This window comes from Mesorhizobium sp. M0145 (genome assembly GCF_040322355.1).
Classification (GTDB): Bacteria; Pseudomonadota; Alphaproteobacteria; order Rhizobiales; family Rhizobiaceae; genus Mesorhizobium.
In genome coordinates this window covers 13613-38182 of record NZ_JAMYTK010000014.1, presented here as the reverse complement: position 1 = coordinate 38182, position 24570 = coordinate 13613, and the positions used below count along the sequence as shown (strand labels likewise).

The following is a 24570-nucleotide window of genomic DNA, read 5'->3' as shown; positions in this document are numbered from 1 at the left end:
ATGAGCCGCGCTGACGAAAGAGCCGACAGAGTGAGCGAGACGACAGCTTCGGAAGGGCTTGCCAGCACGCTACGGCAGGACGAGATCGCACGGCTGATGCGCCGTCGCGGCGAGGAGTCGCGCTGGTGGTGGATCGTGCCGACGCTCTACATCATCGTTCTGCTTTTGCCGATCTACTGGCTCATCAATATGAGCTTCAAGACCAACGGCGAGATCGTCTCGTCGCTGACGCTCTACCCGCACGCACCGACATTGGCGAATTACCGCACCATCTTCACCGACGCGTCCTGGTACTCTGGCTACATCAACTCGATCACCTATGTGGTTATGAACATGGTGATTTCGGTGGCTGCGGCACTGCCTGCTGCCTATGCCTTTTCGCGCTATCGCTTCCTCGGCGACAAGCATCTGTTCTTCTGGCTGCTGACCAACCGCATGGCGCCGCCGGCGGTGTTCGCGCTGCCATTCTTCCAGCTTTATTCGGCCTTCGGCCTTATCGACACCCACATCGCCGTGGCTCTGGCGCATTGCCTGTTCAACGTGCCGCTGGCGGTGTGGATCCTCGAAGGCTTCATGTCGGGCGTACCCAAGGAGATCGACGAGACCGCCTATATCGACGGCTATTCGTTCCCGCGCTTCTTCATCAAGATCTTCATGCCGCTGATTGCGAGCGGCATCGGCGTCGCGTGCTTCTTCTGCTTCATGTTCTCGTGGGTGGAGCTCTTGATCGCCCGTACGCTGACGACAACCGATGCCAAGCCGATCGCCGCGACCATGACCCGCACCGTTTCGGCCGCCGGCATGGATTGGGGGCTGCTCGCCGCAGCCGGCGTGCTGACGCTGATTCCCGGCGCGCTCGTCATCTGGTTTGTGCGCAACTACATCGCCAAGGGCTTTGCCCTGGGGAGGGTATGATGGAGCAGGTCGACAGAAGCCCATGGTGGTGGGCCGTGCTGCTTCTCGCCCTGGTCGTCGTGGCCTGGGTGGCACTTCAAATCGATTTCGTGGCAATAACGGTAGGCTTCAGCGATCCGGCTAATATCCGCCTGTGGGGATTTAACCTCTCGTCCAACCTCGATTTTTCGTGGATGGCCTGGACGTGGCCGACCGCGGCCTTCTTTGGAACCATCTTTCTGCTGCTTTGCGGCATGGCGGTGTGGGAATACGTCTCGCCGGGCGGCAATCCGCGCGTCGGCGTGCTGCGGTTCGAAACGACGCGTGGCGACCGCCTGTTCCTGTCGCTGCTTGGCAGCGCCTTTATCCATCTCGCTTGGCTGGGTCTAGTCGGACCCAATCTGTGGTGGGCTCTCGCTCTCTCCGTGGTCTACGCCGTCGGCGTGTTCCGCTACGTATAGAGGGGGAAACTGTTGGAACGGCGGCGTGCCGGCCGCCGATCCAGATCGCACTTTGAACTTTAACAGTGGAGGAAATACATGCGACGGCAATTCTTGACATCAACAACTGCGCTTGTCCTGTTGCTCGGGGCAAGCAATGCCTATGCCGGAATGGACGAGGCCAAGGCCTTCCTCGATAAGGAAATCGGGCCCCTTTCGACGCTTTCGCGCGCCGACCAGGAAGCCGAGATGCAATGGTTCATCGATGCCGCGAAACCTTTCGCCGGCATGGATATCAAGGTGGTTTCCGAAACCATCGCCACGCATCAGTATGAATCGCAGGTGCTGGCGCCGGCCTTTACGGCCATCACCGGCATCAAGGTTACGCATGACGTCATCCAGGAAGGCGACGTCGTCGAGAAGATTCAGACCCAGATGCAGACCGGCCAGAACCTCTATGACGGCTGGGTCAACGATTCCGATCTGATCGGCACGCACTGGCGCTACCAGCAAGTGCGCAACCTGACCGACTGGATGGCAGGCGACGGCAAGGATGTCACCAACCCGAATCTCGACCTGAAGGATTTTATCGGCACTTCGTTCACCACCGCGCCCGACAAGAAACTCTACCAACTTCCCGACCAGCAGTTCGCCAACCTCTACTGGTTCCGTTACGACTGGTTCAACGACGAGAAGAACAAGGCGGACTTCAAGGCCAAATACGGCTACGACCTCGGGGTGCCGGTGAACTGGTCGGCCTATGAGGACATTGCAGCGTTCTTCACCGGGCGTGAGATCGACGGCAAGAAGGTCTATGGCCATATGGACTATGGCAAGAAGGACCCGTCGCTCGGCTGGCGGTTCACCGACGCCTGGCTGTCGATGGCCGGCAATGGCGACAAGGGCATTCCGAACGGTCTGCCCGTCGACGAATGGGGCATCAAGGTCGACGAGAATTCGCGTCCGGTCGGTTCCTGCACGGCGCGCGGCGGCGACACCAATGGTCCGGCTTCCGTCTATGCCATCCAGAAGTACCTCGATTGGCTGAAGGCCTATGCACCGGCGGAAGCCCAAGGCATGACCTTCTCCGAATCGGGGCCAGTTCCGGCGCAGGGCGCGGTTGCCCAGCAGATCTTCTGGTACACCGCCTTCACCGCCAGCATGGTCGACGCCAGCGCCAAGGCGGTGCTGAACGACGACGGCACGCCGAAGTGGCGCATGGCGCCGTCGCCGCATGGCGTCTACTGGAAGGACGGCATGAAGCTCGGCTATCAGGACGTCGGTTCCTGGACGCTGATGAAGTCGACGCCGACCGACCGCGCCAAGGCCGCCTGGCTCTACGCGCAGTTCGTCACCTCGAAGACGGTCGACGTGAAGAAGAGCCATGTCGGCCTGACCTTCATCCGCGAGAGCACGATCCACGACAAGAGCTTCACCGAACGTGCGCCAAAGCTCGGCGGCTTGATCGAGTTCTACCGCTCGCCGGCACGCGTCCAGTGGTCGCCGACCGGCACCAACGTGCCGGACTATCCGAAGCTGGCGCAGCTCTGGTGGCAGGCGATCGGCGACGCTTCCTCGGGCGCCAAGAGCGCGCAGGAAGCAATGGACTCGCTCTGCGGCGAGCAGGAAAAGGTGATGAGCCGCATCGAGAAGTCGGGCGTCCAGGGCGATATTGGCCCGAAGATGGCCGAAGAGCATGACCTCGCCTACTGGAATGCGGACGCGGTCAAGAAGGGCAATCTCGCTCCTCAGCTCAAGATCGAGAACGAGAAGGAAAAGCCGGTCACCATCAACTACGACGAGCTGGTGAAGAGCTGGCAGCAATAGGACCGTTTGATGCGGGCGTCCGCGCCCGCATCGCCATGCTCAGGGGAGGCGGCATGTTGCCGTCTCCCCTGTTTGCGTGAACGGCTCCGCGCCATCTGGCGTCGAGACATCGTAGCACCTTGAATTCGCTTCGACGGGAGAGAGAATGACCGGATATATCCTTGCAATCGACCAGGGGACGACATCGAGCCGGGCGATCCTGTTCGACGACAAGATGATGGTCGTCGGCAGCGGGCAAAAGGAATTCACCCAATATTATCCGGCCTCCGGCTGGGTCGAGCACGATCCCGAGGAGATCTGGTCGAGTGTCGTGGAAACGGTAGAGGCTGCGCTGAAGACAGCCGGCCGCAATGCGGCGGATGTCGCGGCGATCGGCATCACCAACCAGCGCGAAACCGTCGTCATCTGGGACAAGGAGACCGGCAAGCCGATCCACAACGCGATAGTCTGGCAGGACCGCCGCACCGCGCCGCTATGCCAGAAACTGAAGAAGCTGGGGCTGGAGAAGAAATTCACGAAAAAGACCGGCCTGCTGCTCGATCCCTATTTCTCCGGCACCAAGATCGCCTGGATGCTGGACAAGGTGAAGGGCGCCAGAAAACGCGCCGAGAAGGGCGAACTGCTGGCTGGCACCATCGACAGTTTCCTGATTTGGCGCCTGACTGGCGGCAAGGTCCACGCCACTGACGCCACCAATGCCTCGCGCACACTGGTCTACAACATCGAACAAAACGCCTGGGACGACGAGCTGCTGGCCATTTTCGGCATACCTGCAAGAATGCTGCCGCAGGTGAAAGATTGTGCCGATGATTTTGGAATCACCGACAAAAGCCTGTTTGGTGCACAGATCAGAATCCTCGGTGTGGCCGGCGACCAGCATGCGGCGGCGATCGGCCAAGCCTGTTTCGAGCCAGGCATGATGAAATCCACCTACGGCACCGGTTGCTTCGCGCTGCTCAACACCGGCAGCGATCTGGTTCGTTCGAAGAACCGGCTTTTGACCACCATCGCCTACAGGCTGAACGGCAAGACCACCTACGCTCTGGAAGGCTCGATCTTTATCGCGGGCGCCGCCGTGCAATGGCTGCGCGACGGCATCAAGGTAATCGGCAAGGCCGAGCATAGCGGCAAATTGGCAGCGGAAGCCGATCCGACGCAGAACGTCTATCTGGTGCCGGCTTTCGTCGGGCTCGGCGCGCCCCATTGGGATGCCGAAGCGCGCGGCGCCATCTTCGGGCTGACCCGCAATTCGGGGCCGGCGGAATTTGCCCGCGCGGCACTGGAATCAGTCGCGTTCCAAACGCGCGACCTGCTTGATGCCATGCGCAAGGACTGGAAGGGCGCCTCGGCCAAGACCGTGCTCAGGGTCGATGGCGGCATGGTGGCGTCAGACTGGACCATGCAGCGGCTGGCCGACATTCTCGATGCGCCGGTCGACCGGCCGACAATTCTCGAGACGACAGCACTCGGTGCGGCTTGGCTGGCCGGCTCGAAGGCGGGTGTCTGGCCGAAGGCCGCGGAATTCGCCAGGAGTTGGGCGCTCGAGCGCCGGTTCAAGCCGGACATGGATGCTTCGACACGTGCCGCCAAGCTGGCAGGTTGGCGCCACGCTGTGCGCAGGACGCTAAGTACGCAGGCAGGGATGCCACCGGATTCGCACTAATGAAAAACCCGCGCCGTTTCGGGCGCGGGCTTGCAGCCTCTAATCTAGGACTCAGTAAGGCGACCGGCACTGCCGGCGCGGACCGTAGTTGGGCTGGTAAGTGTTGTCAGAAGCGCGATAGCTCCGATAACGGTCATAGCACCACTGCACGTGGGCATCGCCACGATAGACACGATTCTGGTTGACGATCGCGCCGGTAATCAGCGCTCCGGTAGCAAACGCAGCCAGCGGGAACCAGAAATCGCCGTGACGGCGATAGCCGCGACGATATTCGCGATAGCCGCGATGGCCGCGCCAATACATGCCGTCGTTACGCGCAAAACTGCGCCGGGAGAAATCGCGACGCGAGAAATCGCGATTGAAACTCCGGTGCCTCCGCCACGGCTCGTACTGGACGGTCTGGACATTCGAGGTGAGCCCCTGGGCCGGGGGCGCATAGCTGGGCTGAGCGTTGACTGGCACGATCTCCGCGGCAGCGAATGAGATCGAAAGAGTGGTCGCCAGCAGGCCCGACATGATCCTATTCATAGTCTTCTCCTTGAAACGCATGTCCCTTATCGCGGGAAACGGGCAGGCTGCGCAAATTGTTCCGCCAAAAATCCCAAGTTGCTGATCCGCAAAGGTTCTTCCGATTCGTTGCTTGCGCTTGTCCCGCAAAAGCGCGAGCTTCGGCCTTGCGCGGGAGGGAGGCCGTTCCCTCGACGCCGAGGCGCTTCGCAAGGCATGACGACACTGCTGGAAAGCCCGGTGTGCGAGCCGTCTTTTTCTGGTTGACCGGCAGAGGCACTCTCCCTATGTTCCGCGCAATTTCGAGGGCGGCCTTTCTGAGCCCGCGGGAGCGCGTAGCTCAGCCGGTAGAGCAACTGACTTTTAATCAGTAGGTCATGGGTTCGAATCCCATCGCGCTCACCAAAATCAAGATTGTACGGCCCGGAGACATGGGTAACAGTTTGTACCTAAGACATGGGTGACAACCTCGTGCCGAACGCATGCAGTGGCTTTAGCCGCCCGCTCCATCGTCCATCATCGTGCCGGTGAGCGCCTCATAGGCTCTGCTGCACAGCTGTGAATGCGGACAATCCTTCACGATAAGCACTGGCGCCACGGTGAGAACTGCTGCGGCAAGGATTTGTACACCGAGACGGGCAGTGCTTACCTTCCTGCCCAACACACCGGCCAAGAAAAGTAGAGACCCTGGGCCATGCAGGCTGCGGTCAGAATGCCCAAAAGCGTGCTGGTCGCTCTTGCGAAGGGCGTTATGTAGCCGTCGGGAAAACCCAGCATGCCGAGATCCATCGACCATTTCAGCGCCAGCATGACGCTCAACGCTGCCCAAACGAGGGCCGTCGTACGAGTGAACAGCTTCTGCTTTGGTTTGTTGCTCGGATCGGCCATCGGGATCACGTCGGGATTGCTTGCCGTGACATGCGCAAGCTCTCGGTCAGATCAGTGAGACGTTGCCGCCGGGATGGCGTTCGAGCCGTCCGGCGAGGTCGAGCTCCAGCAGCACCATGAACACTTGGGCGGGATGCAGGCCGGTGTGGCGGATGATCTCGTCTACCGCCACTGGCGTCGGGCCGAGCGCCTCGACGACGCGGTCGCGGTCGTCCTCGCGCGGCGGCGGCGTTGCCGAAAAGTCGGGCGGCTCCTCAAGCGGCGATGTCCTTGGGGCCCAGGCGCCGACCAGCGGGGCGATCGCACTGGTGATATCGGCGGCCTCGGTGACAAGGGTTGCGCCGTCCTTGAGCAGGCCATTGGCGCCGGCAGCGCGCGGATCGAGCGGCGAACCGGGAACGGCAAAGACCAGCCGGCCCATCTCGCCGGCAAGCCGGGCGCTGATCAGTGAGCCGGAGCGCTGTGCGGCCTCGACCACCACCAATCCCAATGCAGCACCGGCGACGAGCCGGTTGCGGCGCGGAAAATCCTGTGCGCGCGGCTGCCAGCCAAACGGCATTTCGGAAATGATGGCGCCGCCGCACTCGGCGATCTCGTCGCACAGGCCGGCATTTTCGGGCGGGTAGGGCAAATCGAGGCCGCCGGCGAGCACGCCGATTGTGCCAGTCGCAAGGCTGCCATGGTGCGCGGCCGTATCGATGCCGCGCGCCAGGCCGGAGACGATGCCATAGCCGTCGCGGCCGAGATCCGCCGCCAGCATCCGCGCCATTTTGATGCCGGCCAGCGATGCGTTGCGAGCGCCGACGATGGCGACCGCTGGCAAGCGGAACACCGCGCTATTGCCCCTGACCGCGAGCAGCGGCGGCGGATGATCCATGCTTTTCATCAGCGGCGGATAATCCGCCTCGCCGATGCCGACGAAGCGGGCGCCAGCCCGCCGGGCGGTCTCCAGCTCCGCCTCGGTCTCGGCAATGGACGGGATGCGGACGATTTTTTTGGCGCCACCCGAAATCATCAGCTCGGGCAGCATCGATAGCGCTGCTTCGGCCGAACCGAACCGGTTGATCAGGTCGCGAAAGGAAGCCGGGCCGACATTCGGCGTGCGGATCAGACGAAGCCAGCTCAGCCGCTGCCGGTCGCTGAGGCGCGGCCCGGCGTCGGGCTCGCTCACTCGTTGGCCCCGATCTTACCCTCGGTGCCGGCAAGCAGCCGCGCAATGTTGGCGCGGTGCTTTACGATGACGATTAGGCTCATCGCCGCGAAAAGCCCGGCAATCTGCGGCGTGCTCAGGAAATACAGCGCCATGGGCACCACGACTGCTGCCGTCAGTGCCGCAAGCGAGGAGAAGCGGAACAGGAAGGCCACCGCCAGCCAGACGACGGCGAAGATCAGCGCCGCCTGCCAGGCAAGGCCGATCAGCACGCCAAGGTAAGTGGCGACACCCTTGCCCCCCTTGAAGCCGAGCCAGACCGGAAAGAGATGACCTAAAAACGCGCCGAAGCCGGCCCAAAGTCCGAGCTCGGGCGCAAAGCGGCCTGCGATCAGCACCGCCGCGGTGCCTTTAAGGGCGTCGAGCAGAAGCGTGGCCGCGGCCAAGCTCTTGTTGCCGGTGCGCAGCACATTGGTGGCGCCGATGTTGCCGGAGCCGATGTTGCGCACGTCGCCGAGGCCGGCGGCACGGGTGATCAGCAGGCCAAACGGGATCGAGCCGAGAAGATAGCCGAACACCAATGCCAAGACGGGACTGTAAGCCATTGTTCCCCCGAACTTTCCTTGGCTGAGCGGATTTTAAGCCGTGACGCCTGTTTTCGTCCTAGGCCGAAAACACTGTGCGGCCCGCCACCATCGTTTGCAAGACCTTGCCTTGCAGTCGTGCGCCTTCGAAACAGGTGTTTTTCGAGCGTGAGCGGATGCCGCTCTCGCTGACGACCCATGGCTCGTCCAGATCGACGAGCGAAAGGTCGGCCAATGCCCCCGGTTTCAGCGTGCCGCCGGGCAGGCCGAACAATCTTGCCGGCGCGGTCGACAGTGTCTCGACCAGCCGGAGCAGCGTCACGTCGCCATTGTGATAGAGCCGCAGCGCTGCGCCTAGCAGCGTTTCCAGGCCGATGGCGCCGGCCGCGGCATCGGCAAAGGGAAGGCGCTTGGTGTCGACGTCCTGCGGGTCGTGCGAGGAGACGATGAGATCGATGGTGCCGTCCTTGATCGCTTCGATCATCGCCAGCCGGTCTTCCTCCGCGCGCAGCGGCGGCGTCAGCCGGAAGAAGGTGCGGTACTCGCCGACATCATTCTCGTTGAGCGACAGATTGTGGATCGACACGCCTGATGTGACATTGGCGCCATCGGCTTTCGCGCGTGCTACCGCGCTTGCCGCCATAGCCGTCGAAATCTTGGCAGCGTGATAGGCGCCGCCGGTCAGCCGAGCCAACGCGAGATCGCGCTCCAGGGGGATCGATTCGGCTTCGCGCGGAATGCCGGCAAGGCCAAGCCAGCTTGCGTAAAGGCCTTCGTTCATCACGCCGGCCGAAGCGAGGTCGGCGTCTTGGGTTTCATGCGCGATGACGCCACCGAAATCGCGCGCATAGGTCAGCGCGCGGCGCATCACCAGCGCGCTGGCAATAGAATGCCGGCCATCGGTGAAGGCGACCGCGCCGGCCTCGCGCAGCAGGCCGAATTCGGTCATCTCGCGGCCTTCCAGCCCCTTGGTGATCGCTGCTGCCGGCAAGATGTTGACGATTGCGGTGTCCTTGGCGGTGCGCAGCACGAACTCGACCAGTGCGACATTGTCGATCACCGGGTCGGTATCGGGCATCATGACGATTGAGGTGACGCCGCCGGCCGCCGCAGCGATGCTCGCCGAAGCAATGGTCTCCCGGTGTTCACCGCCGGGTTCGCCGATGAAGACGCGCGCGTCGATCAATCCGGGGATGATAGTCTTGCCGGCGCAGTCGATGATGGTGGCGCCGTCGGGCGCGCCCTGGTTCAAGGCCGCCTTGCCGGCGGCAACGATTTTGCGGCCTTCGACGATGACGGTGCCGACCTCATCGACGCCGCGCGACGGGTCGACGATGTGGGCCCGGCGGAAGACCGTTATGCTCATCAGGCGCGGCCCTCGTGGTTTCGACGGGGGTCGAGCAGCGCTTCCATAACCGCCATGCGCACGGCGACGCCCATCTCAACCTGTTCCTGGATAACGCTTTGCGGGCCGTCGGCGATCTCGGAGGCGATCTCGACGCCGCGGTTCATCGGGCCGGGATGCATGACCAGCGCACCGTCCTTGGCCGCCTTCAGCTTCTCCGCGTCGAGGCCGAAATAGCGGAAATATTCGCGCACCGACGGTACGAAAGCGCCTTCCATGCGTTCGCGCTGCAGGCGCAGCATCATCACCACGTCGGCGTCCTTCAGACCCTCGGCCATGGAACGGGTGACGATGACGCCCATCTTCTCGATGCCGGCGGGCAAAAGCGTCGAAGGGGCGACGACCCTGACCTGGGCACCAAGCGCGTTGAGCAGGATGATGTTGGAGCGGGCCACGCGCGAATGCAGGATGTCGCCGCAGATCGCCACGATCAGCTTCGGCAACGGACCCTTGACGCGGCGGATAGTCAGTGCGTCGAGCAGCGCCTGGGTAGGGTGCTCATGGGCGCCGTCGCCGGCATTGACCACCGAACAGCCGACTTTCTGGGCGAGAAGTGCTGCCGCGCCGGCCGATTGATGGCGGATGATCAATATGTCGGGACGCATGGCATTCAGCGTCATCGCCGTATCGATCAGCGTCTCGCCCTTTTTCACCGACGAACTCGCTACGGACATGTTCATGACGTCGGCGCCGAGCCGTTTGCCGGCCAGCTCGAATGACGATTGCGTACGGGTCGAGGCTTCGTAGAAGAGATTGATCTGGGTGCGGCCGCGCAGCGTCGATGTCTTCTTGTCCGACTGCCGCGAGATGGCAACGGCCCTGTCCGCCCGGTCGAGCAGAAGCTCGATGTCGGCAGGGGAAAGATCGCGGATGCCCAGAAGATGGCGGTGGGGATAAAGCGGCAGGGACGATGCGTCGGTCATCTCAAGTCGCTGCTATAGGGGGGAGGCTCCGCGGCTGCAAGCACCGGCTTGGGATTGGATTGGTTCTCCCCGGTATTTTCGTCGCGCGCCGCTGGCCATAGGCTATAAACCGCCTTGGCTTTGGATTCGCAGCCTTCAGGTGATAAGGACGAAGCGTGACTGACGACGTGACCAACCAGCCGCCGCCGCTGGCCGGCGGCAACGCCTGGCGGGGCGATCCGTTGCTGATCCAGCTTGCCGAGCGCTTTTCCGATCCGGTGCGCAAGGACCTCGACGGGCTTGGCCGTTTCGTTCTGACCCATGAGGCGCAGGAACTGGCCCGTCTTGCCAATGTCGAGATGCCGAAGCTCAGGACCCATGACCGCCAGGGCCGGCGCATCGACCAGGTCGAGTTCCATCCCGCCTATCACGCGCTCATGCGCCGCTCTGTTGCCAACGGGCTGCATTCGTCGGTCTGGGAGAATGGCGACGCCGAGATCGGCCGCCGCCACCAGGTGCGCGCTGCACGCTTTTACCTCACGGCTGAGCTCGAGACCGGACATCTCTGCCCGATCACCATGACCAGCGCTTCGCTGGCAGCGCTGATGGCCAGCCCGAAGCTGTTTCGCGAATGGGCGCCTCGGGTGACGACGCGCAAATACGATCAAAGCCAGAAGCCTCCGGTCGAAAAAGCCGGGCTGACGCTCGGCATGGGCATGACCGAGAAGCAAGGCGGCACCGATGTCCGTGCCAACGTCACCAGCGCCGAGCGCGCCGGCAGCGGGTTTTATCGCCTGACCGGCCACAAATGGTTCATGTCGGCGCCGATGTCGGATGCCTTCCTGGTGCTCGGACAGGTGCCGGAGGGACTATCGTGCTTTCTCGTGCCCCGCTTGCTCGGCGACGGATCCGGCAACGGCTTCCGTTTTCAACGGCTGAAGGACAAGCTCGGCAATCGATCCAATGCCTCGTCGGAGGTGGAATTCGTCAATGCCATCGGCGAGATGGTCGGCGAGCCCGGCGCGGGCGTGAAGACGATCATGGACATGGTGACCCTGACGCGGCTCGACTGCGCCGTCGCCTCGTCAGCGATCATGCGGGCCGGACTGGCCGAGGCTGTCCACCACACGCGCCACCGCAAGGTGTTCGGAACCAATCTGATCGAGCAGCCGCTGATGCAGCGTGTGCTGGCCGATATGGCGCTCGACGTTGCCGCCGCTACCGCGCTGTCGTTCCGGCTGGCGCGCTCCTTCGACGAGGCGGCCGGCGACCGCGGCGAGGCGGCCTTCGCCCGCGCCATGACGCCGGTCGTCAAATACTGGGTCTGCAAGATTGCGCCGCCGCTGCTCTATGAAGCGATGGAGTGCCTCGGCGGCAATGGCTATGTCGAGGAGGGGCCGCTCGCCCGCTACTATCGCGAAGCTCCGGTCAACGCGATCTGGGAAGGTTCAGGCAACGTCATGGCGCTCGACGTGTTGCGCGTGCTCGGCCGCGCGCCAGGCCTGTTCGACGACGTGCTGGCCGGCATCGACCGCGATCTCGGCGCCGGCGGACGCGGCACCGTCGGCGTGCTCAAGGCAGCAATGCAGGTCGCAGCAACCGACGAGGGCTCGGCGCGGCTCTTGACCGAGCAATTGGCATTGTCGGCGGCGGCGGCAGAGCTTCGCAGGCTGGGGGCAGGGCGGATCGCCGACGCCTTCGTCGAAACGCGCCTCGCCGGCCAGTGGCGCAATACCTATGGCATGATCGATTCCCGCCATGATGCGCGCATGATCATCGATACGCTCTACCCGCCGATCAACTAAGGGCCGTCGCCCAATTCGCTGCCGCTCTCGCGACCCTGTGAATGGCCGTTAACCTTAACGAATGGTTTCCATTGCGGCGGCCGGTGGCAAAGCCCAGTGTTATGGTTAAGGCAAGGATTGTTCAGCTTGAGCGGCTTTGCCCTGCGAAGCAGGAGCGTCATGCGGCATATTCTGAGCTCTTTTCTGGCATTGCATTGGGCGACCGTTTTCGCCCTGCTGGCGTTCATTTGCATCGACGGGAATCGAGGCGTGGCGACGGCCCTTGGCGTACTGGGCGTTCCCGTCCAGAACACTCGATCTGCCGATCTCGAAAACGCCGTCGTCGTGGCGCCGCTCGCCGTGGCACTGCTTGTCGTCGCGGTGCTGTTCTGCTGGGCCTTTGTTGAAGCACTGACCAGCGACACGACCAACCCGGATCCCGCCGATAGCGTCATGCGAATCGCCTTCATTTCCGCCTTGGGCGTGCTGTCGCTGATCGTCATCGGCGGCGCCGCGCAAGGCATCAATGGGCTGTTCATGATTGTCGCGGTGCAATTGGCGGCACTTCTGGCGTCCTATGTCGCGATGCTCGCGGAGCGGCGGTCGACCGTTGCCGCGGCAGTTCCAGGGACCGGCGAAATCCGAGCGGCCGCGCATGTCATGGCCAAGGCAGCGGCGCATAATTCCTCGCTTGCCCGCATTTCCGGCCGGCTGGATTCGAGGGATGACCGCTGATGCGCACCTTGTTCGCGCTGTGGGCGGCTCCGCTCCTCTTGTTTTGGGGCTGGTTCTTTCTGTCGCTCAACGACATCAATTTCGGCTATGTCATCCTGAGCCGCCAATTACACGATCTCGTCTTCCAGCTCTATGGACAGATGCTCGGCGTTGATCCGGCGCTTATTCCGGGCATGGTGGCGAAAGCTTGCGTGTTCGATGGGCTGCTGCTGGTGGCGTTCTGGGCATTTCGCCGCCGCAAGGCGATTGGTGGCTGGATCACGGCGATGCGCAACCGCTATTTCGACCAGGCATCGACGCCGAGCGCCTGAAGCCGGTCGAGAACACCTTGGAGGATAAAAGCGGCCGCCGCAGAATCGATCTTGCCGGCGCGTTTCTTGCGGGAAAAATCCATCTCGATCAGCGTCCGCTCGGCCGCCACCGTCGACAGCCGTTCGTCCCAAAAGAGGAAGGGCAGATCGGTCAATCCAGCCATGTTGCGCACGAAAGCGCGGGATTTTTGGGCGCGCGGGCCTTCGGAGCCGTCCATGTTGATGGGGAGGCCGATCACCACGGCGCCGGCATTTTCCTTCTGTAGCAGAGCGAGCAGCACTGCGGCATCGAGCGAGAATTTCCTGCGCATGATGACAGGGCGCGGGTGGGCGAACGACAAGCCGCGGTCGGAAACCGCCACGCCGATTGTCTTGTCGCCGAGGTCGAGACCGGCCAGGGTCTTGCCGCCGCCAAGCCGGGCCGGCAACTCCTCGATGGTGATGATGCCCAACGGCTTTTCCTTTGACCGCGACGCCGCACGTCCTATACGCGCAAAGCGTGCGCGGCACTTTAATTTCGCCGTCGGCGTTCTATCCTCTACCGAAGCAAAAATCGAGGAAAGCATTGATGAAACTGACCTGGTACGGACATTCGGCATTCCGAATCGAAATCGAAGGCGCGAAAATCCTCATCGACCCCTATCTGGTCGGCAATCCGTCATGGACGGGCGGCTGGGAAGGGCCGGCCGAAGGGATCACGCACGTGTTGCTCACCCATGGCCACAGCGACCACATCAGCGGCGCCATCGAAGTGCTCAAGAAGAGCGGCGCGATGCTGGTCGCCAATTTCGAGATTTGCATGTACCTGGTCGGCAAGGGCGTCGGTGACAAGCAGATCAATCCCGGCAATATCGGCGGCACCGTCGATTGCGGCGGCTTCACCACCACCTTCGTTCAGGCTCTGCATTCATCGTCCTTTCCGGGCGAGGGTGGCCAGAATACCTATCTCGGCAATCCTGGTGGGCTCGTCCTGCACTTTCCCGAGGACAAGACGCTTTATCATATGGGCGACACCGATATTTTTTCCGACATGGCGCTGATCAACGAGTTGCACGAACCGAAGATCGGCATCGTGCCGATCGGCGACCGCTTCACCATGGGTGGCGCGGTAGCAGCCCTTGCCTGCCAGCGTTTCTTCAAGTTCGAGACGGTCGTTCCCGCTCACTTCGGCACATTTCCGATGATCGATCAGACCGCCGACAAATTCGTGGCCGGGCTGGATGGATCGGGTGTGAAAGTTGCGTTGCCGAAGATCGGCGAGACGATTACGCTGTAAAGAAAGCCGGTCCGGAACGATACGATGCGCTTGAGAAATTCTCTTTGCCTTTCCATGCTGGTTGCCGCGTCGCCGACGCTGGCCGCGGAAAATTTCATCGAGGGCGTCTATCTGCAATCGGAGGACCTCTGCGCGCAGGCCAAAAAGGATACGCTGCAGACGGTGATCGAGGGCGGCAATATCGTGCTGTCGGCAAATGGCCTGGAAAGCATCGAATATAATTGTGAATTCCTGCAGATCACCAAAGCGACACGCTCACCAAGCTGGGCGGTGACCGCTATATGCCAGGAGCCGGGCTACGTCTTTCCCGATGTTCTCTCACTGACACAGATGAGCCCGAAGCAGATCGACCTGGTATCGGTTCGGCCTGCCGCCGACGAAGGCGAGCAGAGCGGCAACGGCGGCAGTTATTTCCTCTGCGACGGCGTGGCGATGCCATAGGGCAGTTGAAGGCACGATGCATGTTGCGCGGCACGCGCCGCGCCGCTATAGCGCTGGTTTTCCCCGAGGCACGAACATGTCCGTTGATATAAAAACCGTGAAGCGCGTCGCGCATCTTGCCCGTATTGCGGTGAGCGAGGAGGATGCAGAGCGCATGACCGGCGAATTGAACGCCATTTTGGGCTTTGTCGAGCAGTTGAACGAGGTCGATGTTTCCGGCGTCGAGCCGATGACCTCGGTCACGCCGATGGCAATGAAAAAGCGCCAGGACGTCGTCACCGACGGCGGCAAGGCAGCCGACATCGTCGCCAACGCGCCGGCGACCGAAGAGAATTTCTTCCTTGTGCCGAAGGTCGTGGAGTAGCAGGCCGATGGCAATCGACATCGCGGCTGAGACGCCGCTGCAGGACGATGTGCGTGGGCTGGTCGAGGAGCTCAACGCCACATTGCTGGAGCTGACGCCGCCGGAGCATTGCTACCATTTGACGGTCGAGCAGATGGCGGACCGCGACACGACCGTCTTCATCGCCCGCGACAACGGCCTTGCCATCGGTTGCGGCGCACTGAAGCGCCACGATGCTGTCGTAGGCGAGGTCAAGCGCATGTATACGCGACCTTCGCATCGCGGCCACAAGATCGGCGCGAAGATTGTCGAGCGTATCGAGGCGCTGGCGCGCCAAGAAGGGCTTAAGCGTCTGGTGCTGGAGACGGGCGACCGTCATCCCGCCGCCTGGACCGTCTACGAACGCGCCGGTTTTTCGCGTTGCGGCCCGGTACTGGATTATCCCGATTCCGAGTGGTCGGTGTTTTACGAAAAGAGCCTTGCCTGATGAGCGACCTTACCCAGCTGACGATTTCGCAGGCCCGCGCCAAATTGCGCTCCAGGGAGATCACCGCCACCGAAATCACCGAGGCTTATCTATCGTCGGTCGAGCGAGCCAATCCGGCGCTCAATGCCTACGTCGTGGTCACCGACGACAAGGCGCGCGACATGGCCAAGGCCTCCGACGCGAAACTGGCCAAGGGCGAGGGCGGGTCGCTCGAGGGTATCCCGCTCGGCATCAAGGATTTGTTCGGCACCGAAGGCGTCCACACCCAGGCCTGCAGTCATGTGCTGGACGGCTTCAAGCCGCGCTACGAATCGACGGTCACCGCCAATCTGTGGGCGGATGGTGCCGTAATGCTCGGCAAGCTCAACATGGACGAGTTCGCCATGGGCTCGTCCAACGAGACCTCGCATTACGGGCCGGTCATCAACCCGTGGCGGCGTTCGCGCCTCGACCCGGTGGTAATGCCGACGACGCATCAGGGCGAGGGTGGCTTCGTTTCGGCGGGCGGCACCAAGACCGCGCGCACGTTGGACAATGCCCAACTGGTGCCGGGCGGTTCGTCCGGTGGCTCCGCATCAGCGGTCTCGGCCTTCCTGTGCGCCGGCGCCACCGCCACCGATACCGGCGGCTCGATCCGCCAGCCCGCCGCCTTCACTGGCACAGTCGGCATCAAGCCGACCTATGGCCGCTGTTCGCGCTGGGGCATCGTTGCCTTCGCCTCGTCGCTCGACCAGGCCGGGCCGATCGCGCGCGACGTACGCGACGCCGCGATCCTGTTGAAGTCGATGGCTTCGGTCGACCCGAAGGACACGACGTCCGTCGACCTGCCGGTGCCGGACTACGAGGCGGCGATCGGCCGCCCGATCAGGGGCATGAAGGTCGGCATTCCCAAGGAATATCGTGTCGACGACATGCCCGCGGAGATCGAGGCGCTGTGGCAGAAAGGCATTGCCTGGCTGCGGGATGCTGGTGCCGAGATCGTCGATATCTCGCTGCCGCACACCAAATATGCGCTGCCGGCCTATTACATCGTGGCGCCGGCCGAAGCCTCGTCCAACCTCGCCCGTTACGACGGCGTCCGCTATGGCTTGCGCGTGCCCGGCAAGGACATTGTCGATATGTATGAAAAGACCCGCGCCGCCGGCTTCGGGCGGGAGGTCAAGCGCCGTATCATGATCGGCACCTATGTGCTTTCCGCCGGCTACTACGATGCCTACTATCTACAGGCGCAGAAGGTTCGAACCCTGATCAAGCGTGACTTCGAAAATGTGTTTGCCGCAGGCGTCGACGTCATCCTGACGCCGGCAACGCCTTCCGCCGCCTTCGGCATCGCCGACGAGGACATGGCCGCCGACCCGGTCAAGATGTATCTCAACGACATCTTTACGGTGACGGTGAACATGGCCGGCCTGCCCGGCATAGCGGTTCCGGCCGGGCTCGACGCCAAGGGGCTGCCGCTCGGCCTGCAGCTGATCGGCCGGCCCTTCGACGAGGAAACGCTGTTCCAGACCGCCCATGTCATCGAACAGGCGGCGGGCACATTTCAGCCGGAAAAATGGTGGTAGGATCGTTTCTCATCTTGAGGGGGGTGAGGGATGTTCTTCTATGTCTCCAAGGTTCTCGGGTTCTTCGTCGAGCCGTTGAATCTCGCGATCTTCCTGCTGCTGGCGGGGCTGATCGCGGCGATGTTCGGGCGGCGACGGTTGGCGACCGCCGGCAGCGCTCTTGCCTTCCTCATTCTGGCGGTTTCGATATGGAGCCCACTCGGCCCCATGATGCTCAATCGGCTGGAGGAACGTTTCCCCAGGCCGCCGCTGCCGGAAAAGGTTGACGGTATCATAGTGCTTGGCGGCAGTCTGGATGGCGCCGTCAATCTGGTGCGTGGCGGCTATGAAATGAACTCCAGCGGCGACCGGATGGTCGAGGCGGCCGTGCTGGCGCGGCGGTTCCCGACAGCGAAAGTCGTTATCTCCGGTGGCAGCATCGAAACGTTCCGCGGCGGCGAAGGCGATGCAGATACCGCGCCGCGTCTTTTTGCCGCTTTCGGCGTGGCGGCCGATCGGCTGATCCTCGAGAACAAATCCCGCAACACCTACGAGAACGCTGTCTTTACCAGGGAACTGGTGACGCCGAAACCGGGCGAGACTTGGTTGCTGGTGACCTCGGCCTTCCACATGCCACGCGCCAAGGCGCTGTTCGACAAAGCCGGTTTTTCGACCGTTCCGTGGCCGGTCGACTATCGCACTTCCGGCAAGGAAAGCATCGGCACCTTGCCTTATCCCGGCGACTGGCTGGAGGTCACCACTGTTGCGATCCGCGAATGGATAGGGCTCACCGCCTATTGGCTGTCGGGCCGCATCGATCGGCCTTTCCCCGGACCGGGCGGCTGACCGAGCACCGCCTGCCGCGCCGCCGAGAAAAACTGGCGGCGCACCAGTACCGCCAGAAGCAGCAGCGTCGATAGCACGAAGACGGTGGGATCGACGAACCAACCAAGATAGCCGATCGAGAAGAACACGCCGCGCAGGCCCGAATTGAAATGCTTTCCGGCCAGCATGTTCATGCGCGCGGCACGCCACACCGCCGTTTCGGTGACCGGATTGCGCGACGCCTCGCCATGTGGAATCGGCACGGCGCCGATCAGGATCGAGCAATAGTTGAACAGCCGGTAAGCCCAGCCGAACTTGAAGAAGGAAAAGGCCAGGATCAGCACCAGCCCGAACACCTTCGTCTGGAAGGCCGCGCGTGAGGACGTGTCGCCAAACGGCAGGTCGCTCAGCACGGTCAGAACCTGATCGGAGGCGCCGAGCAGGGCAAAACAGCCGCCGATCGCAATCAGCGAACTGGAGGCAAAGAAGGCGGTCCCCTGTTGCAGCCCGCTCATGATAGCGGTGTCGACGATGCGGATCTCGCGTTCGGCCATTGTCCGCATCCAGGCCTCGCGCTGCGCGTTCATAGCCCTCGTCAGCGACATGCGGCTGACCAGCATTCCGTCGGCGGCGAGCGTATGCAGCACCCACGCGGTAAGGAAGAACCCCAGCGCCGCAAGGTCGGACGTCGATAGGTGAAAGGAATCGCTCATGCGTTGCTTTTACCACAGGCGGCGGTAACGCTTCGATGGCCGAAGCTGGAATGTCGCTGCCGGAGCAAACAAGGTCGGCAGGTGCAGCGCCGCGGTCCTTAAAACAGCGGAAAACATCATGGGAATTCCTATATGTAGACCTCAACAGGGTCCCAGGAGAAAACGCCCACGTGTTCCTTTCGGTTTTCGACTTGTTCAAGATCGGCATCGGCCCATCGAGTTCGCACACGATGGGGCCGATGACGGCCGCGCGGCGGTTTCTCGACGAGATTGCGGGAGACGACTGGCCGCGCCCGGCCGGCGCCAAGGTCGACCGGATCGCGGCCAGCCTGCATGGCTCGCTCGCCTATACCGGCATCGGCCATGGCTCCGATCGTGCCGTGGTGCTCGGCCTCGCCGGCCAGACGCCGCAGACGGTGGATCCCGACCTAGCAGACGGCATCGTCGCTCGCATCGCCGCCGAGAAGCGGATTTCGCCGCGCGGCCATTCGTCCTACCGTTTCGACCCGGCAACGGATCTTGTGCTGGATCGCAAGACGCCACTGCCGGGTCACGCCAACGGCATGGCCTTCTCTGCCTATGATGCCGGCGACCGGTTGCTGCTGAGGCGCGTCTACTATTCGATCGGCGGCGGCTTTGTCGTTTCTGAGGAAGAATTGCAGCGGATGAAGGCGAGGGGCTCGGCGACAACCGAAGGCAAGAAGGTTCCATATCCGTTCAAGAACGCCGTCGAAATGCTGTCCATGGCAGCGAAAAGCGGGCTTTCCATTGCCGAGATGAAGCGCGTCAACGAGGAGACGCAGATGTCGCGCGGGGAGCTCGACGCCGGCCTCGACGGCATCTGGAGCGCCATGAAGGGCTGCATCGAGCGCGGCCTGTCGCAAGACGGCATCATGCCGGGCGGACTCAAGGTGCGCCGCCGTGCCCGGATGCTGCACGACAAGCTGCAGGAGCAATGGCAGCAGAACCGGCCCAACCCGCTGCTCGCCAACGACTGGCTGTCGATCTATGCGATGGCGGTCAATGAGGAGAACGCTGCCGGCGGCCGTGTCGTCACCGCGCCAACCAATGGGGCGGCCGGCACTCTGCCCGCAGTGCTGCGCTACTGGTTGCATTTCCATCCCGAAGCCGACCAGCCCAGCATCCGCGATTTCCTGCTGACGGCGGCGGCGGTCGGCGGCATCATCAAAACCAATGCTTCGATCTCGGGGGCGGAAGTCGGCTGCCAGGGCGAGGTCGGTTCGGCTTCGGCAATGGCTGCGGCGGGATTGTGCGCCGTCATGGGCGGCACGCCCGAGCAGGTCGAGAATGCTGCCGAGATCGCGCTGGAACATCATCTCGGCATGACCTGCGATCCGGTCGGCGGCCTGGTGCAGGTGCCGTGTATCGAGCGCAACGCGCTTGGTGCCGTCAAGGCGGTGACCGCCGCTTCGCTGGCCATCAAGGGCGACGGCGTTCATTTCGTGCCGCTCGATGCCGCGATCGAGACGATGCGCCAGACCGGTCTCGACATGAACGAAAAGTACAAGGAAACCAGCCTTGGCGGATTGGCCGTCAATGTCGTGGAGTGTTGAGCGCCAATCTGGCGGCATGGACCACCACTGTGGAGAAGTCGATCAGGCCGTTGACGCGTTCGCGTGTTGGACTAAACCTTAAACGATGTCTCTCAATCTCATAAAGCTTTGCGTCGGCTGTGACAGCGTCGAGGATCTGGAAGAGTGGATTGCCTTCCGTCTCGACGAGCGGCGCCGCGCCGGCGAACCGGCCGAGCACTACCACACCACCCGCATGGTGCCGACGCGTGGCGCCGAGATTACCGGCGGCGGCTCGCTCTACTGGGTGATCAAGGGCAATGTCCAATGCCGCCAGCTGATCACCGAAATCCGGCCCTTCACCGATGACGAGGGCATCGGCCGTTGCCATCTGATCCTCGATCCCGAGGTCGTGCGCACTGACTGGCAACCGCGCCGTGCATTCCAGGGGTGGCGCTACCTGAAGCCGGCGGACGCGCCGGCCGATCTCGGCAAGGGCAAAGCCGGGCTGATCGAGATGCCGCCGAAGCTCAGGCGTGAGCTTGCCGATCTCGGCCTGCTCTGACGCCAAGAAACGCAACGCCAAGACCACCAGCCGAAGCGTTGTCCGCAGGTGCCATCATCACCGGTCCTCCAGGTCGCCTCATCTGGGCTTGCAAGCCGGGGAACAACGCCACATCTTGAATGTCATGAGCGACAAGAAGCAGCCCGTGTCTGCAAAGGCCAATCCTGCGCCGGTCGAGTCTCAATCGAGCACCGGCGAGATCGACGCGTTTCTCCGTCAGGCAAGGACGCTCGCTGCATCCGCCACCGGTTCAGGTAGGCTGATCCTGTCCCTCGACGCGACGATGAGCCGCCAGCCGACCTGGGATCTCGCCTGTGCGCTGCAGGCCGAGATGTTCGACGCCGTCGGCAAGGCCGGGGCGCTCAAGGTTCAACTTGTCTATTTTCGCGGCCTTGGCGAGTGCCGCTCGTCCGCATTCGTCACCGATACCGAAGCTCTGAAACAGCTGATGACGCGCATCGACTGCCGCAGCGGCCATACCCAGATCGGCAAGGTGCTCGCCCATGCGCTGAAACAGACGGCGGCGGCCAAGGTCAACGCGCTGGTCTATATCGGCGACGCGATGGAAGAAAACATAGATGATCTGGCCGAAAAGGCCGGCAGCCTCGGTCTGCACGGCGTTCCTGTCTTCGTCTTTCAGGAGGGCCATGATGCCGCTGCGGAAAAGGCGTTCAAGGAAATTGCGCGGCTGTCGAAAGGGGCCTGGTTCCGGTTCGATCGGCGGGCTGCCGCGACGTTGGCCGGCCTGCTTTCGTCTGTCGCCGTGTTTGCGACCGGCGGGCTGAAAGCACTGGAGGCCCGGGGCAGGCCGGAGGATCGGCTGATGATCGAGCATATGCGGGGCGGCGGAAACTGATGGGCGCGATTATCGCTTTCGTAGCATTGCTTCTGGTGTTTCTCGGCACGGTCACTGTCTTCCTGCGCGCCGATCCGGCGAAGCTTGCAGGCGGCATGAGGACGCTTGGACCTGTGCTGCTCGGGCTGGTCGGCGTCGCCGTGCTGCTGGTCGGGCGCGAGGGCATCGGCGGCTTGATCCTGTCGGCTGCGCTCGCCTGGTACGGCTCCATGCGCATGAATCGGCCGGCGGCAAAACTGGCACCAGGCAAGCGTTCCACAGTTCGTACGGCGGCGCTTGAGATGGAACTCGATCACGATACCGGCGGCCTCGAAGGCCTTGTGCTGGCTGGGCGCCATGAAGGCAAGATGCTTGGCTCGATGGGGCTTGCCGAATTGCAGCAACTCTATCGCGAACTCTCCGGCGATCCGGAGAGCCGCCAATTGCTAGAGACGTATCTTGACGGCAGATTTCCCATCTGGCGCAAAGACGCTGATGCGAATGGTGGCGAAGGGCTGGGTGTTGCGCCAGGTTCTGGCGCCATGACTAAGGAGGAGGCCTACAAGATCCTTGGTCTTGAAGCGGGGGCTGCCGCGGCGGATGTCCGCAAGGCGCACCGCCGCCTGATGCAGCGCCTGCACCCCGATATCGGTGGCACGTCTTTCCTGGCGGCGCGGATCAATGAAGCCAAGGACGTCTTGCTCTCCAATCACAACTAGTCTCCTTCGACGCAGAACTTCGGGAAAGATATCGTTTCGCGCGCCGCTTACTGCTGGACGGCGTAGCACTCGATCTTCTTCTTTTTCAAAGCGTTGCAGGCTTTCCAGGCAGCCGTCTTCGAACCGAAACCACCGAACCGGGCGCGGTAGTAGGTGACACCGTCCTTGTCGAAGGCGACGGTGAAACCGGAGGCATCGGTCAGAACGGAGGGCGCCTGCTTCGTCGCCTTGTCGAGGAAAGCCTTCGCTTCGGCCTGTTTTGGCGAAGAGGCGACCTGTATTGCCCAGCCGGATGGCACCGACGCCGTGCTGACCGGATCGACCTCTGCCGCCGGTTCGGCATAGGCTGCGGCGACCCGGGCTGTCGCCACGTCGTCCACCGTCGACACAGCCGTCGTCTTGACCCTCTTGGCCTGAACGACCGGAGCGGTCTCTTCAACGACGGGCGCATTTTCCTCGACAAGAGAGGCAACGGCATCGTCGTCCGGCTTACTGTCCGGTGTCGGCGCGTCATGCTTCGGTAGAAGCACCTTGGCCAAGGCTGAAATCGGATTGCCGCCGGCCTTGGCAACCAGCACGCCGCCGCCGCGCGACGACGCCTGCGGCATGTAGGCATTGATCAACCCGGCCATCTGGCTGTCGCGGCTGCCGCCGGACCTGCCGCCCATGACCACCGCTACGATGCGCCGATCGCCATCCGAGACCGAGGAGACCAGATTGTAACCGGAGGCGCGGGTGTAACCGGTCTTGATGCCGTCGACGCCCTTGATGCGTCCGAGCAGACGATTGTGGCCGTTGATGCGCTGCCGCCCGTAAAGAAAGGAGCGCTGCGAGAAATAGCCGTAATATTGCGGGAAATGCTCTCTCAGGGCGATGCCGAGCATCGCCATGTCGCGCGCGGTCGTGAACTGGCCGGGATCAGGCAAGCCGTTGGCGTTGCGGAAAACGGTTCCCCTCATGCCCAGCGCCCGCGCCTTGGCGGTCATCATGCGGGCGAAATTGGCTTCGTTGCCGCCGAGCATCTCGCCAAGCGCTGTTGCGGAATCGTTTGCCGATTTGGTCACCATCGACAGGATCGCGGTCTCGACCGTGACCGAGCCGCCCCGCTTGACGCCGAGCTTCGTCGGCGGTTCGGCAGCGGCATTGGCCGAGAACACGACCGGGGAATTCTTGCTGATCCTGCCCTTCGCCAACGCCTCGAACGTCAGATAGAGCGTCATCATCTTGGTAAGCGACGCCGGATAGCGCCGGCCATCGGCGTCCGACGAATAAAGCACCTTGCCGGTCTTGGCATCGATGACGATGGCCGCCGACTTGGCCGCCATGGATGAGGCCGCGTCCGCGACGACGAAGCTCATCGCCATGGCGAGGATCATGATCGTTTTGAGGGGGGACGCGGATTTGGAAACGAAGCCCGACAACGCCTTACGCACTGATAGTTCCTTTGAATTTCCGTTGCCTTGGAGGCGGCAAAGGGTCCTGCCTCACCTCCGGCCACGCTAACGCGGGCAGCGTTACCAATCCGTTTATGGTAACCGCCGCGTTCACCATTTTCTGTGGGATTGAGCTTCTCTTTATTCGAATCTTAGCGATTGCCGGCAGCTCACGATCCGCATTGCCGCGGGAATCTTGACTTTTGTGCACTGCACAATATATTTACACGCATTGCACAACGCGGCCCGGACAAGCCGCGTCTATCGTCCAAGGCAACCGTTCAAGGGAATGCGTGAAATGACCCAGACCTATGAAGATTTCAGCAAATACGGCAAGGAATTTGCGGACACCGGATTGAAGAGCTTCGCCTCGCTGTCCAAGGGTGCGCAGGCTATCGCCGCCGAGGCGGGCGAGTACACCAAGAAAAGCTTCGAAGCCGGCAGCGCCGCTGTTGAGAAGCTCTTTTCCGCCAAGTCGCTGGACAAGGCGATCGATATCCAGTCCGACTATGCCAAGCAGTCCTATGAGAGCTTCGTCACCGAAGCCACCAAGCTTGGCGATCTCTATGCCGAACTCGCCAAGGAAGCCTACAAGCCGTTCGAATCGATCGTCGCCAAGGCGAAGTAAATTCGACGAACATTCCGAGCCGGCCCCTGGGCTTGCAAAGACAGACCCGGTCGCGAACGCGCGGCCGGGTTTTTTCATGCCAGCTCGAAATCGGGGGCCTGCGGTCTTCACGATTTGAAAAATCGGTCAAGTTTGGCCA

General features: G+C 62.6%; 27 protein-coding genes and 1 tRNA gene. 19 read left to right on the top strand and 9 right to left on the bottom strand.

The genetic code is table 11. The features are described 5' to 3' along the window. The 4 genes from NKJ28_RS20095 to glpK all read left to right on the top strand — a co-directional run bounded on the left by NKJ28_RS20095 (nucleotide 1) and on the right by glpK (nucleotide 4824). Complete coding sequence (locus NKJ28_RS20095; protein ID WP_352523506.1) at nucleotides 1-915, top strand: carbohydrate ABC transporter permease; 915 nt, start codon at nucleotides 1-3, stop codon at nucleotides 913-915. A 173-nt stretch (nucleotides 916-1088) separates the two neighbouring features. Continuing rightward, the gene (locus NKJ28_RS20090; RefSeq protein WP_031193610.1) at nucleotides 1089-1355 is read left to right on the top strand and encodes a DUF2160 domain-containing protein; all 267 of its coding nucleotides are present in this window, start codon (nucleotides 1089-1091) and stop codon (nucleotides 1353-1355) included. A gap of 78 nt (nucleotides 1356-1433) precedes the next feature. Continuing rightward, entirely contained in the window at nucleotides 1434-3161 is a 1728-nt protein-coding gene (locus NKJ28_RS20085; protein WP_352540584.1) for an ABC transporter substrate-binding protein, read from the top strand. A 145-nt stretch (nucleotides 3162-3306) separates the two neighbouring features. Beyond that, entirely contained in the window at nucleotides 3307-4824 is a 1518-nt protein-coding gene (gene glpK, locus NKJ28_RS20080) for a glycerol kinase GlpK (protein ID WP_352636765.1), read from the top strand. 51 nt (nucleotides 4825-4875) lie between these two features. Here the strand turns inward: glpK and NKJ28_RS20075 are convergent, their stop codons facing one another. Then, nucleotides 4876-5352 (bottom strand): BA14K family protein, encoded by a 477-nt coding sequence (locus tag NKJ28_RS20075; protein ID WP_352568814.1) that lies wholly within the window; start codon nucleotides 5350-5352, stop codon nucleotides 4876-4878. A gap of 308 nt (nucleotides 5353-5660) precedes the next feature. Between NKJ28_RS20075 and NKJ28_RS20070 the strand changes: the two genes are divergently transcribed. Beyond that, nucleotides 5661-5736 (top strand) — tRNA-Lys (locus tag NKJ28_RS20070). Between the two features lie 240 nt (nucleotides 5737-5976). Here NKJ28_RS20070 and NKJ28_RS20065 read toward each other — a convergent pair. From NKJ28_RS20065 to NKJ28_RS20045, 5 genes are read right to left on the bottom strand one after another with little or no spacing between them, the layout of a single operon-like run. After that, nucleotides 5977-6219, bottom strand: coding sequence for a hypothetical protein (locus NKJ28_RS20065; RefSeq protein WP_352636764.1), 243 nt, complete (start codon nucleotides 6217-6219; stop codon nucleotides 5977-5979). 46 nt (nucleotides 6220-6265) lie between these two features. Then, nucleotides 6266-7390, bottom strand: coding sequence for a DNA-processing protein DprA (gene dprA / locus NKJ28_RS20060; protein WP_352636763.1), 1125 nt, complete (start codon nucleotides 7388-7390; stop codon nucleotides 6266-6268). Continuing rightward, complete coding sequence (plsY, locus tag NKJ28_RS20055) at nucleotides 7387-7974, bottom strand: glycerol-3-phosphate 1-O-acyltransferase PlsY (protein ID WP_023674901.1); 588 nt, start codon at nucleotides 7972-7974, stop codon at nucleotides 7387-7389. Before plsY ends, dprA begins: the two co-directional genes overlap by 4 nt. A 58-nt stretch (nucleotides 7975-8032) precedes the next feature. Next, a complete protein-coding gene (locus NKJ28_RS20050; RefSeq protein WP_023674902.1) occupies nucleotides 8033-9319 on the bottom strand; it encodes a dihydroorotase in 1287 nt (428 codons plus the stop codon). Then, a complete protein-coding gene (locus NKJ28_RS20045; RefSeq protein ID WP_023674903.1) occupies nucleotides 9319-10281 on the bottom strand; it encodes an aspartate carbamoyltransferase catalytic subunit in 963 nt (320 codons plus the stop codon). The genes NKJ28_RS20050 and NKJ28_RS20045 overlap by 1 nt, the downstream gene beginning before the upstream one ends. A gap of 155 nt (nucleotides 10282-10436) precedes the next feature. Between NKJ28_RS20045 and NKJ28_RS20040 the strand changes: the two genes are divergently transcribed. From NKJ28_RS20040 to NKJ28_RS20030, 3 genes are all read left to right on the top strand, one after another. Next, complete coding sequence (locus NKJ28_RS20040) at nucleotides 10437-12065, top strand: DNA alkylation response protein (RefSeq protein WP_023674904.1); 1629 nt, start codon at nucleotides 10437-10439, stop codon at nucleotides 12063-12065. A gap of 159 nt (nucleotides 12066-12224) precedes the next feature. Further along, nucleotides 12225-12779 (top strand): hypothetical protein, encoded by a 555-nt coding sequence (locus NKJ28_RS20035; protein ID WP_352636762.1) that lies wholly within the window; start codon nucleotides 12225-12227, stop codon nucleotides 12777-12779. Then, entirely contained in the window at nucleotides 12779-13090 is a 312-nt protein-coding gene (locus NKJ28_RS20030; RefSeq protein ID WP_352448794.1) for a DUF6105 family protein, read from the top strand. Before NKJ28_RS20035 ends, NKJ28_RS20030 begins: the two co-directional genes overlap by 1 nt. On the opposite strand, the gene ruvX is transcribed toward NKJ28_RS20030, so the two are convergent. Then, nucleotides 13057-13542, bottom strand: coding sequence for a Holliday junction resolvase RuvX (gene ruvX, locus NKJ28_RS20025; protein ID WP_023674907.1), 486 nt, complete (start codon nucleotides 13540-13542; stop codon nucleotides 13057-13059). The genes NKJ28_RS20030 and ruvX overlap by 34 nt on opposite strands. Nucleotides 13543-13658: 116 nt before the next feature. Here ruvX and NKJ28_RS20020 point away from each other — a divergent pair, with 116 nt between their 5' ends. The 6 genes from NKJ28_RS20020 to NKJ28_RS19995 all read left to right on the top strand — a co-directional run bounded on the left by NKJ28_RS20020 (nucleotide 13659) and on the right by NKJ28_RS19995 (nucleotide 18027). Continuing rightward, on the top strand, nucleotides 13659-14366 hold the full coding sequence (locus NKJ28_RS20020; protein WP_352448796.1) for a metal-dependent hydrolase: 708 nt from the start codon (nucleotides 13659-13661) through the stop codon (nucleotides 14364-14366). 24 nt (nucleotides 14367-14390) lie between these two features. Continuing rightward, nucleotides 14391-14807, top strand: coding sequence for a hypothetical protein (locus NKJ28_RS20015; RefSeq protein WP_352636760.1), 417 nt, complete (start codon nucleotides 14391-14393; stop codon nucleotides 14805-14807). 76 nt (nucleotides 14808-14883) lie between these two features. After that, a complete protein-coding gene (gene gatC, locus NKJ28_RS20010) occupies nucleotides 14884-15171 on the top strand; it encodes an Asp-tRNA(Asn)/Glu-tRNA(Gln) amidotransferase subunit GatC (RefSeq protein WP_023674910.1) in 288 nt (95 codons plus the stop codon). A gap of 7 nt (nucleotides 15172-15178) precedes the next feature. Continuing rightward, nucleotides 15179-15637: a GNAT family N-acetyltransferase gene (locus NKJ28_RS20005; protein WP_352448798.1), complete on the top strand. Its 459-nt coding sequence runs from the start codon at nucleotides 15179-15181 to the stop codon at nucleotides 15635-15637. Then, nucleotides 15637-17202: an amidase gene (locus tag NKJ28_RS20000; protein WP_352636759.1), complete on the top strand. Its 1566-nt coding sequence runs from the start codon at nucleotides 15637-15639 to the stop codon at nucleotides 17200-17202. The genes NKJ28_RS20005 and NKJ28_RS20000 overlap by 1 nt, the downstream gene beginning before the upstream one ends. 30 nt (nucleotides 17203-17232) lie before the next feature. Further along, nucleotides 17233-18027 carry a YdcF family protein gene (locus NKJ28_RS19995; protein WP_352455738.1) on the top strand — a complete coding sequence of 265 codons (795 nt, stop codon included), beginning with the start codon at nucleotides 17233-17235 and terminating at the stop codon, nucleotides 18025-18027. On the opposite strand, the gene NKJ28_RS19990 is transcribed toward NKJ28_RS19995, so the two are convergent. Then, nucleotides 17976-18719, bottom strand: coding sequence for a DUF599 domain-containing protein (locus NKJ28_RS19990; protein ID WP_352636758.1), 744 nt, complete (start codon nucleotides 18717-18719; stop codon nucleotides 17976-17978). The genes NKJ28_RS19995 and NKJ28_RS19990 overlap by 52 nt on opposite strands. A gap of 170 nt (nucleotides 18720-18889) precedes the next feature. Here NKJ28_RS19990 and NKJ28_RS19985 point away from each other — a divergent pair, with 170 nt between their 5' ends. From NKJ28_RS19985 to NKJ28_RS19970, 4 genes are all read left to right on the top strand, one after another. Continuing rightward, nucleotides 18890-20293: an L-serine ammonia-lyase gene (locus tag NKJ28_RS19985; RefSeq protein WP_352624899.1), complete on the top strand. Its 1404-nt coding sequence runs from the start codon at nucleotides 18890-18892 to the stop codon at nucleotides 20291-20293. A gap of 85 nt (nucleotides 20294-20378) precedes the next feature. Next, entirely contained in the window at nucleotides 20379-20816 is a 438-nt protein-coding gene (locus NKJ28_RS19980) for a DUF1489 family protein (protein WP_023674916.1), read from the top strand. A 124-nt stretch (nucleotides 20817-20940) separates the two neighbouring features. Further along, on the top strand, nucleotides 20941-21672 hold the full coding sequence (locus NKJ28_RS19975; RefSeq protein ID WP_352593453.1) for a vWA domain-containing protein: 732 nt from the start codon (nucleotides 20941-20943) through the stop codon (nucleotides 21670-21672). Next, nucleotides 21672-22370 (top strand): DnaJ domain-containing protein, encoded by a 699-nt coding sequence (locus NKJ28_RS19970; protein ID WP_352593451.1) that lies wholly within the window; start codon nucleotides 21672-21674, stop codon nucleotides 22368-22370. The genes NKJ28_RS19975 and NKJ28_RS19970 overlap by 1 nt, the downstream gene beginning before the upstream one ends. 47 nt (nucleotides 22371-22417) lie before the next feature. Here NKJ28_RS19970 and NKJ28_RS19965 read toward each other — a convergent pair whose 3' ends face one another. After that, nucleotides 22418-23803 (bottom strand): D-alanyl-D-alanine carboxypeptidase, encoded by a 1386-nt coding sequence (locus NKJ28_RS19965; RefSeq protein WP_352593448.1) that lies wholly within the window; start codon nucleotides 23801-23803, stop codon nucleotides 22418-22420. Nucleotides 23804-24101: 298 nt separating this feature from the next. Between NKJ28_RS19965 and NKJ28_RS19960 the strand changes: the two genes are divergently transcribed. Further along, nucleotides 24102-24431, top strand: coding sequence for a phasin family protein (locus NKJ28_RS19960; protein WP_352471661.1), 330 nt, complete (start codon nucleotides 24102-24104; stop codon nucleotides 24429-24431). The last annotated feature ends 139 nt before the right edge of the window (nucleotides 24432-24570 follow it).

Excerpts from the sequence above, each read along its gene's own strand:
- NKJ28_RS20050 (WP_023674902.1), bottom strand. The coding sequence starts at position 9,319 with ATGAGCATAACGGTCTTCCGCCGGGCCCACATCGTCGACCCGTCGCGC.
- NKJ28_RS20090 (WP_031193610.1), top strand. The coding sequence starts at position 1,089 with ATGGCCTGGACGTGGCCGACCGCGGCCTTCTTTGGAACCATCTTTCTG.
- glpK (WP_352636765.1), top strand. The coding sequence starts at position 3,307 with ATGACCGGATATATCCTTGCAATCGACCAGGGGACGACATCGAGCCGG.
- NKJ28_RS20045 (WP_023674903.1), bottom strand. The coding sequence starts at position 10,281 with ATGACCGACGCATCGTCCCTGCCGCTTTATCCCCACCGCCATCTTCTG.
- NKJ28_RS20030 (WP_352448794.1), top strand. The coding sequence starts at position 12,779 with ATGCGCACCTTGTTCGCGCTGTGGGCGGCTCCGCTCCTCTTGTTTTGG.
- NKJ28_RS20095 (WP_352523506.1), top strand. The coding sequence starts at position 1 with ATGAGCCGCGCTGACGAAAGAGCCGACAGAGTGAGCGAGACGACAGCT.
- NKJ28_RS20020 (WP_352448796.1), top strand. The coding sequence starts at position 13,659 with ATGAAACTGACCTGGTACGGACATTCGGCATTCCGAATCGAAATCGAA.
- NKJ28_RS20005 (WP_352448798.1), top strand. The coding sequence starts at position 15,179 with ATGGCAATCGACATCGCGGCTGAGACGCCGCTGCAGGACGATGTGCGT.
- NKJ28_RS19990 (WP_352636758.1), bottom strand. The coding sequence starts at position 18,719 with ATGAGCGATTCCTTTCACCTATCGACGTCCGACCTTGCGGCGCTGGGG.
- NKJ28_RS19970 (WP_352593451.1), top strand. The coding sequence starts at position 21,672 with ATGGGCGCGATTATCGCTTTCGTAGCATTGCTTCTGGTGTTTCTCGGC.
- plsY (WP_023674901.1), bottom strand. The coding sequence starts at position 7,974 with ATGGCTTACAGTCCCGTCTTGGCATTGGTGTTCGGCTATCTTCTCGGC.
- NKJ28_RS20015 (WP_352636760.1), top strand. The coding sequence starts at position 14,391 with ATGCGCTTGAGAAATTCTCTTTGCCTTTCCATGCTGGTTGCCGCGTCG.
- NKJ28_RS19995 (WP_352455738.1), top strand. The coding sequence starts at position 17,233 with ATGTTCTTCTATGTCTCCAAGGTTCTCGGGTTCTTCGTCGAGCCGTTG.
- NKJ28_RS20035 (WP_352636762.1), top strand. The coding sequence starts at position 12,225 with ATGCGGCATATTCTGAGCTCTTTTCTGGCATTGCATTGGGCGACCGTT.
- NKJ28_RS19975 (WP_352593453.1), top strand. The coding sequence starts at position 20,941 with ATGAGCGACAAGAAGCAGCCCGTGTCTGCAAAGGCCAATCCTGCGCCG.
- NKJ28_RS19960 (WP_352471661.1), top strand. The coding sequence starts at position 24,102 with ATGACCCAGACCTATGAAGATTTCAGCAAATACGGCAAGGAATTTGCG.
- NKJ28_RS20085 (WP_352540584.1), top strand. The coding sequence starts at position 1,434 with ATGCGACGGCAATTCTTGACATCAACAACTGCGCTTGTCCTGTTGCTC.
- gatC (WP_023674910.1), top strand. The coding sequence starts at position 14,884 with ATGTCCGTTGATATAAAAACCGTGAAGCGCGTCGCGCATCTTGCCCGT.
- NKJ28_RS20000 (WP_352636759.1), top strand. The coding sequence starts at position 15,637 with ATGAGCGACCTTACCCAGCTGACGATTTCGCAGGCCCGCGCCAAATTG.
- NKJ28_RS20075 (WP_352568814.1), bottom strand. The coding sequence starts at position 5,352 with ATGAATAGGATCATGTCGGGCCTGCTGGCGACCACTCTTTCGATCTCA.
- NKJ28_RS20065 (WP_352636764.1), bottom strand. The coding sequence starts at position 6,219 with ATGGCCGATCCGAGCAACAAACCAAAGCAGAAGCTGTTCACTCGTACG.
- NKJ28_RS19980 (WP_023674916.1), top strand. The coding sequence starts at position 20,379 with ATGTCTCTCAATCTCATAAAGCTTTGCGTCGGCTGTGACAGCGTCGAG.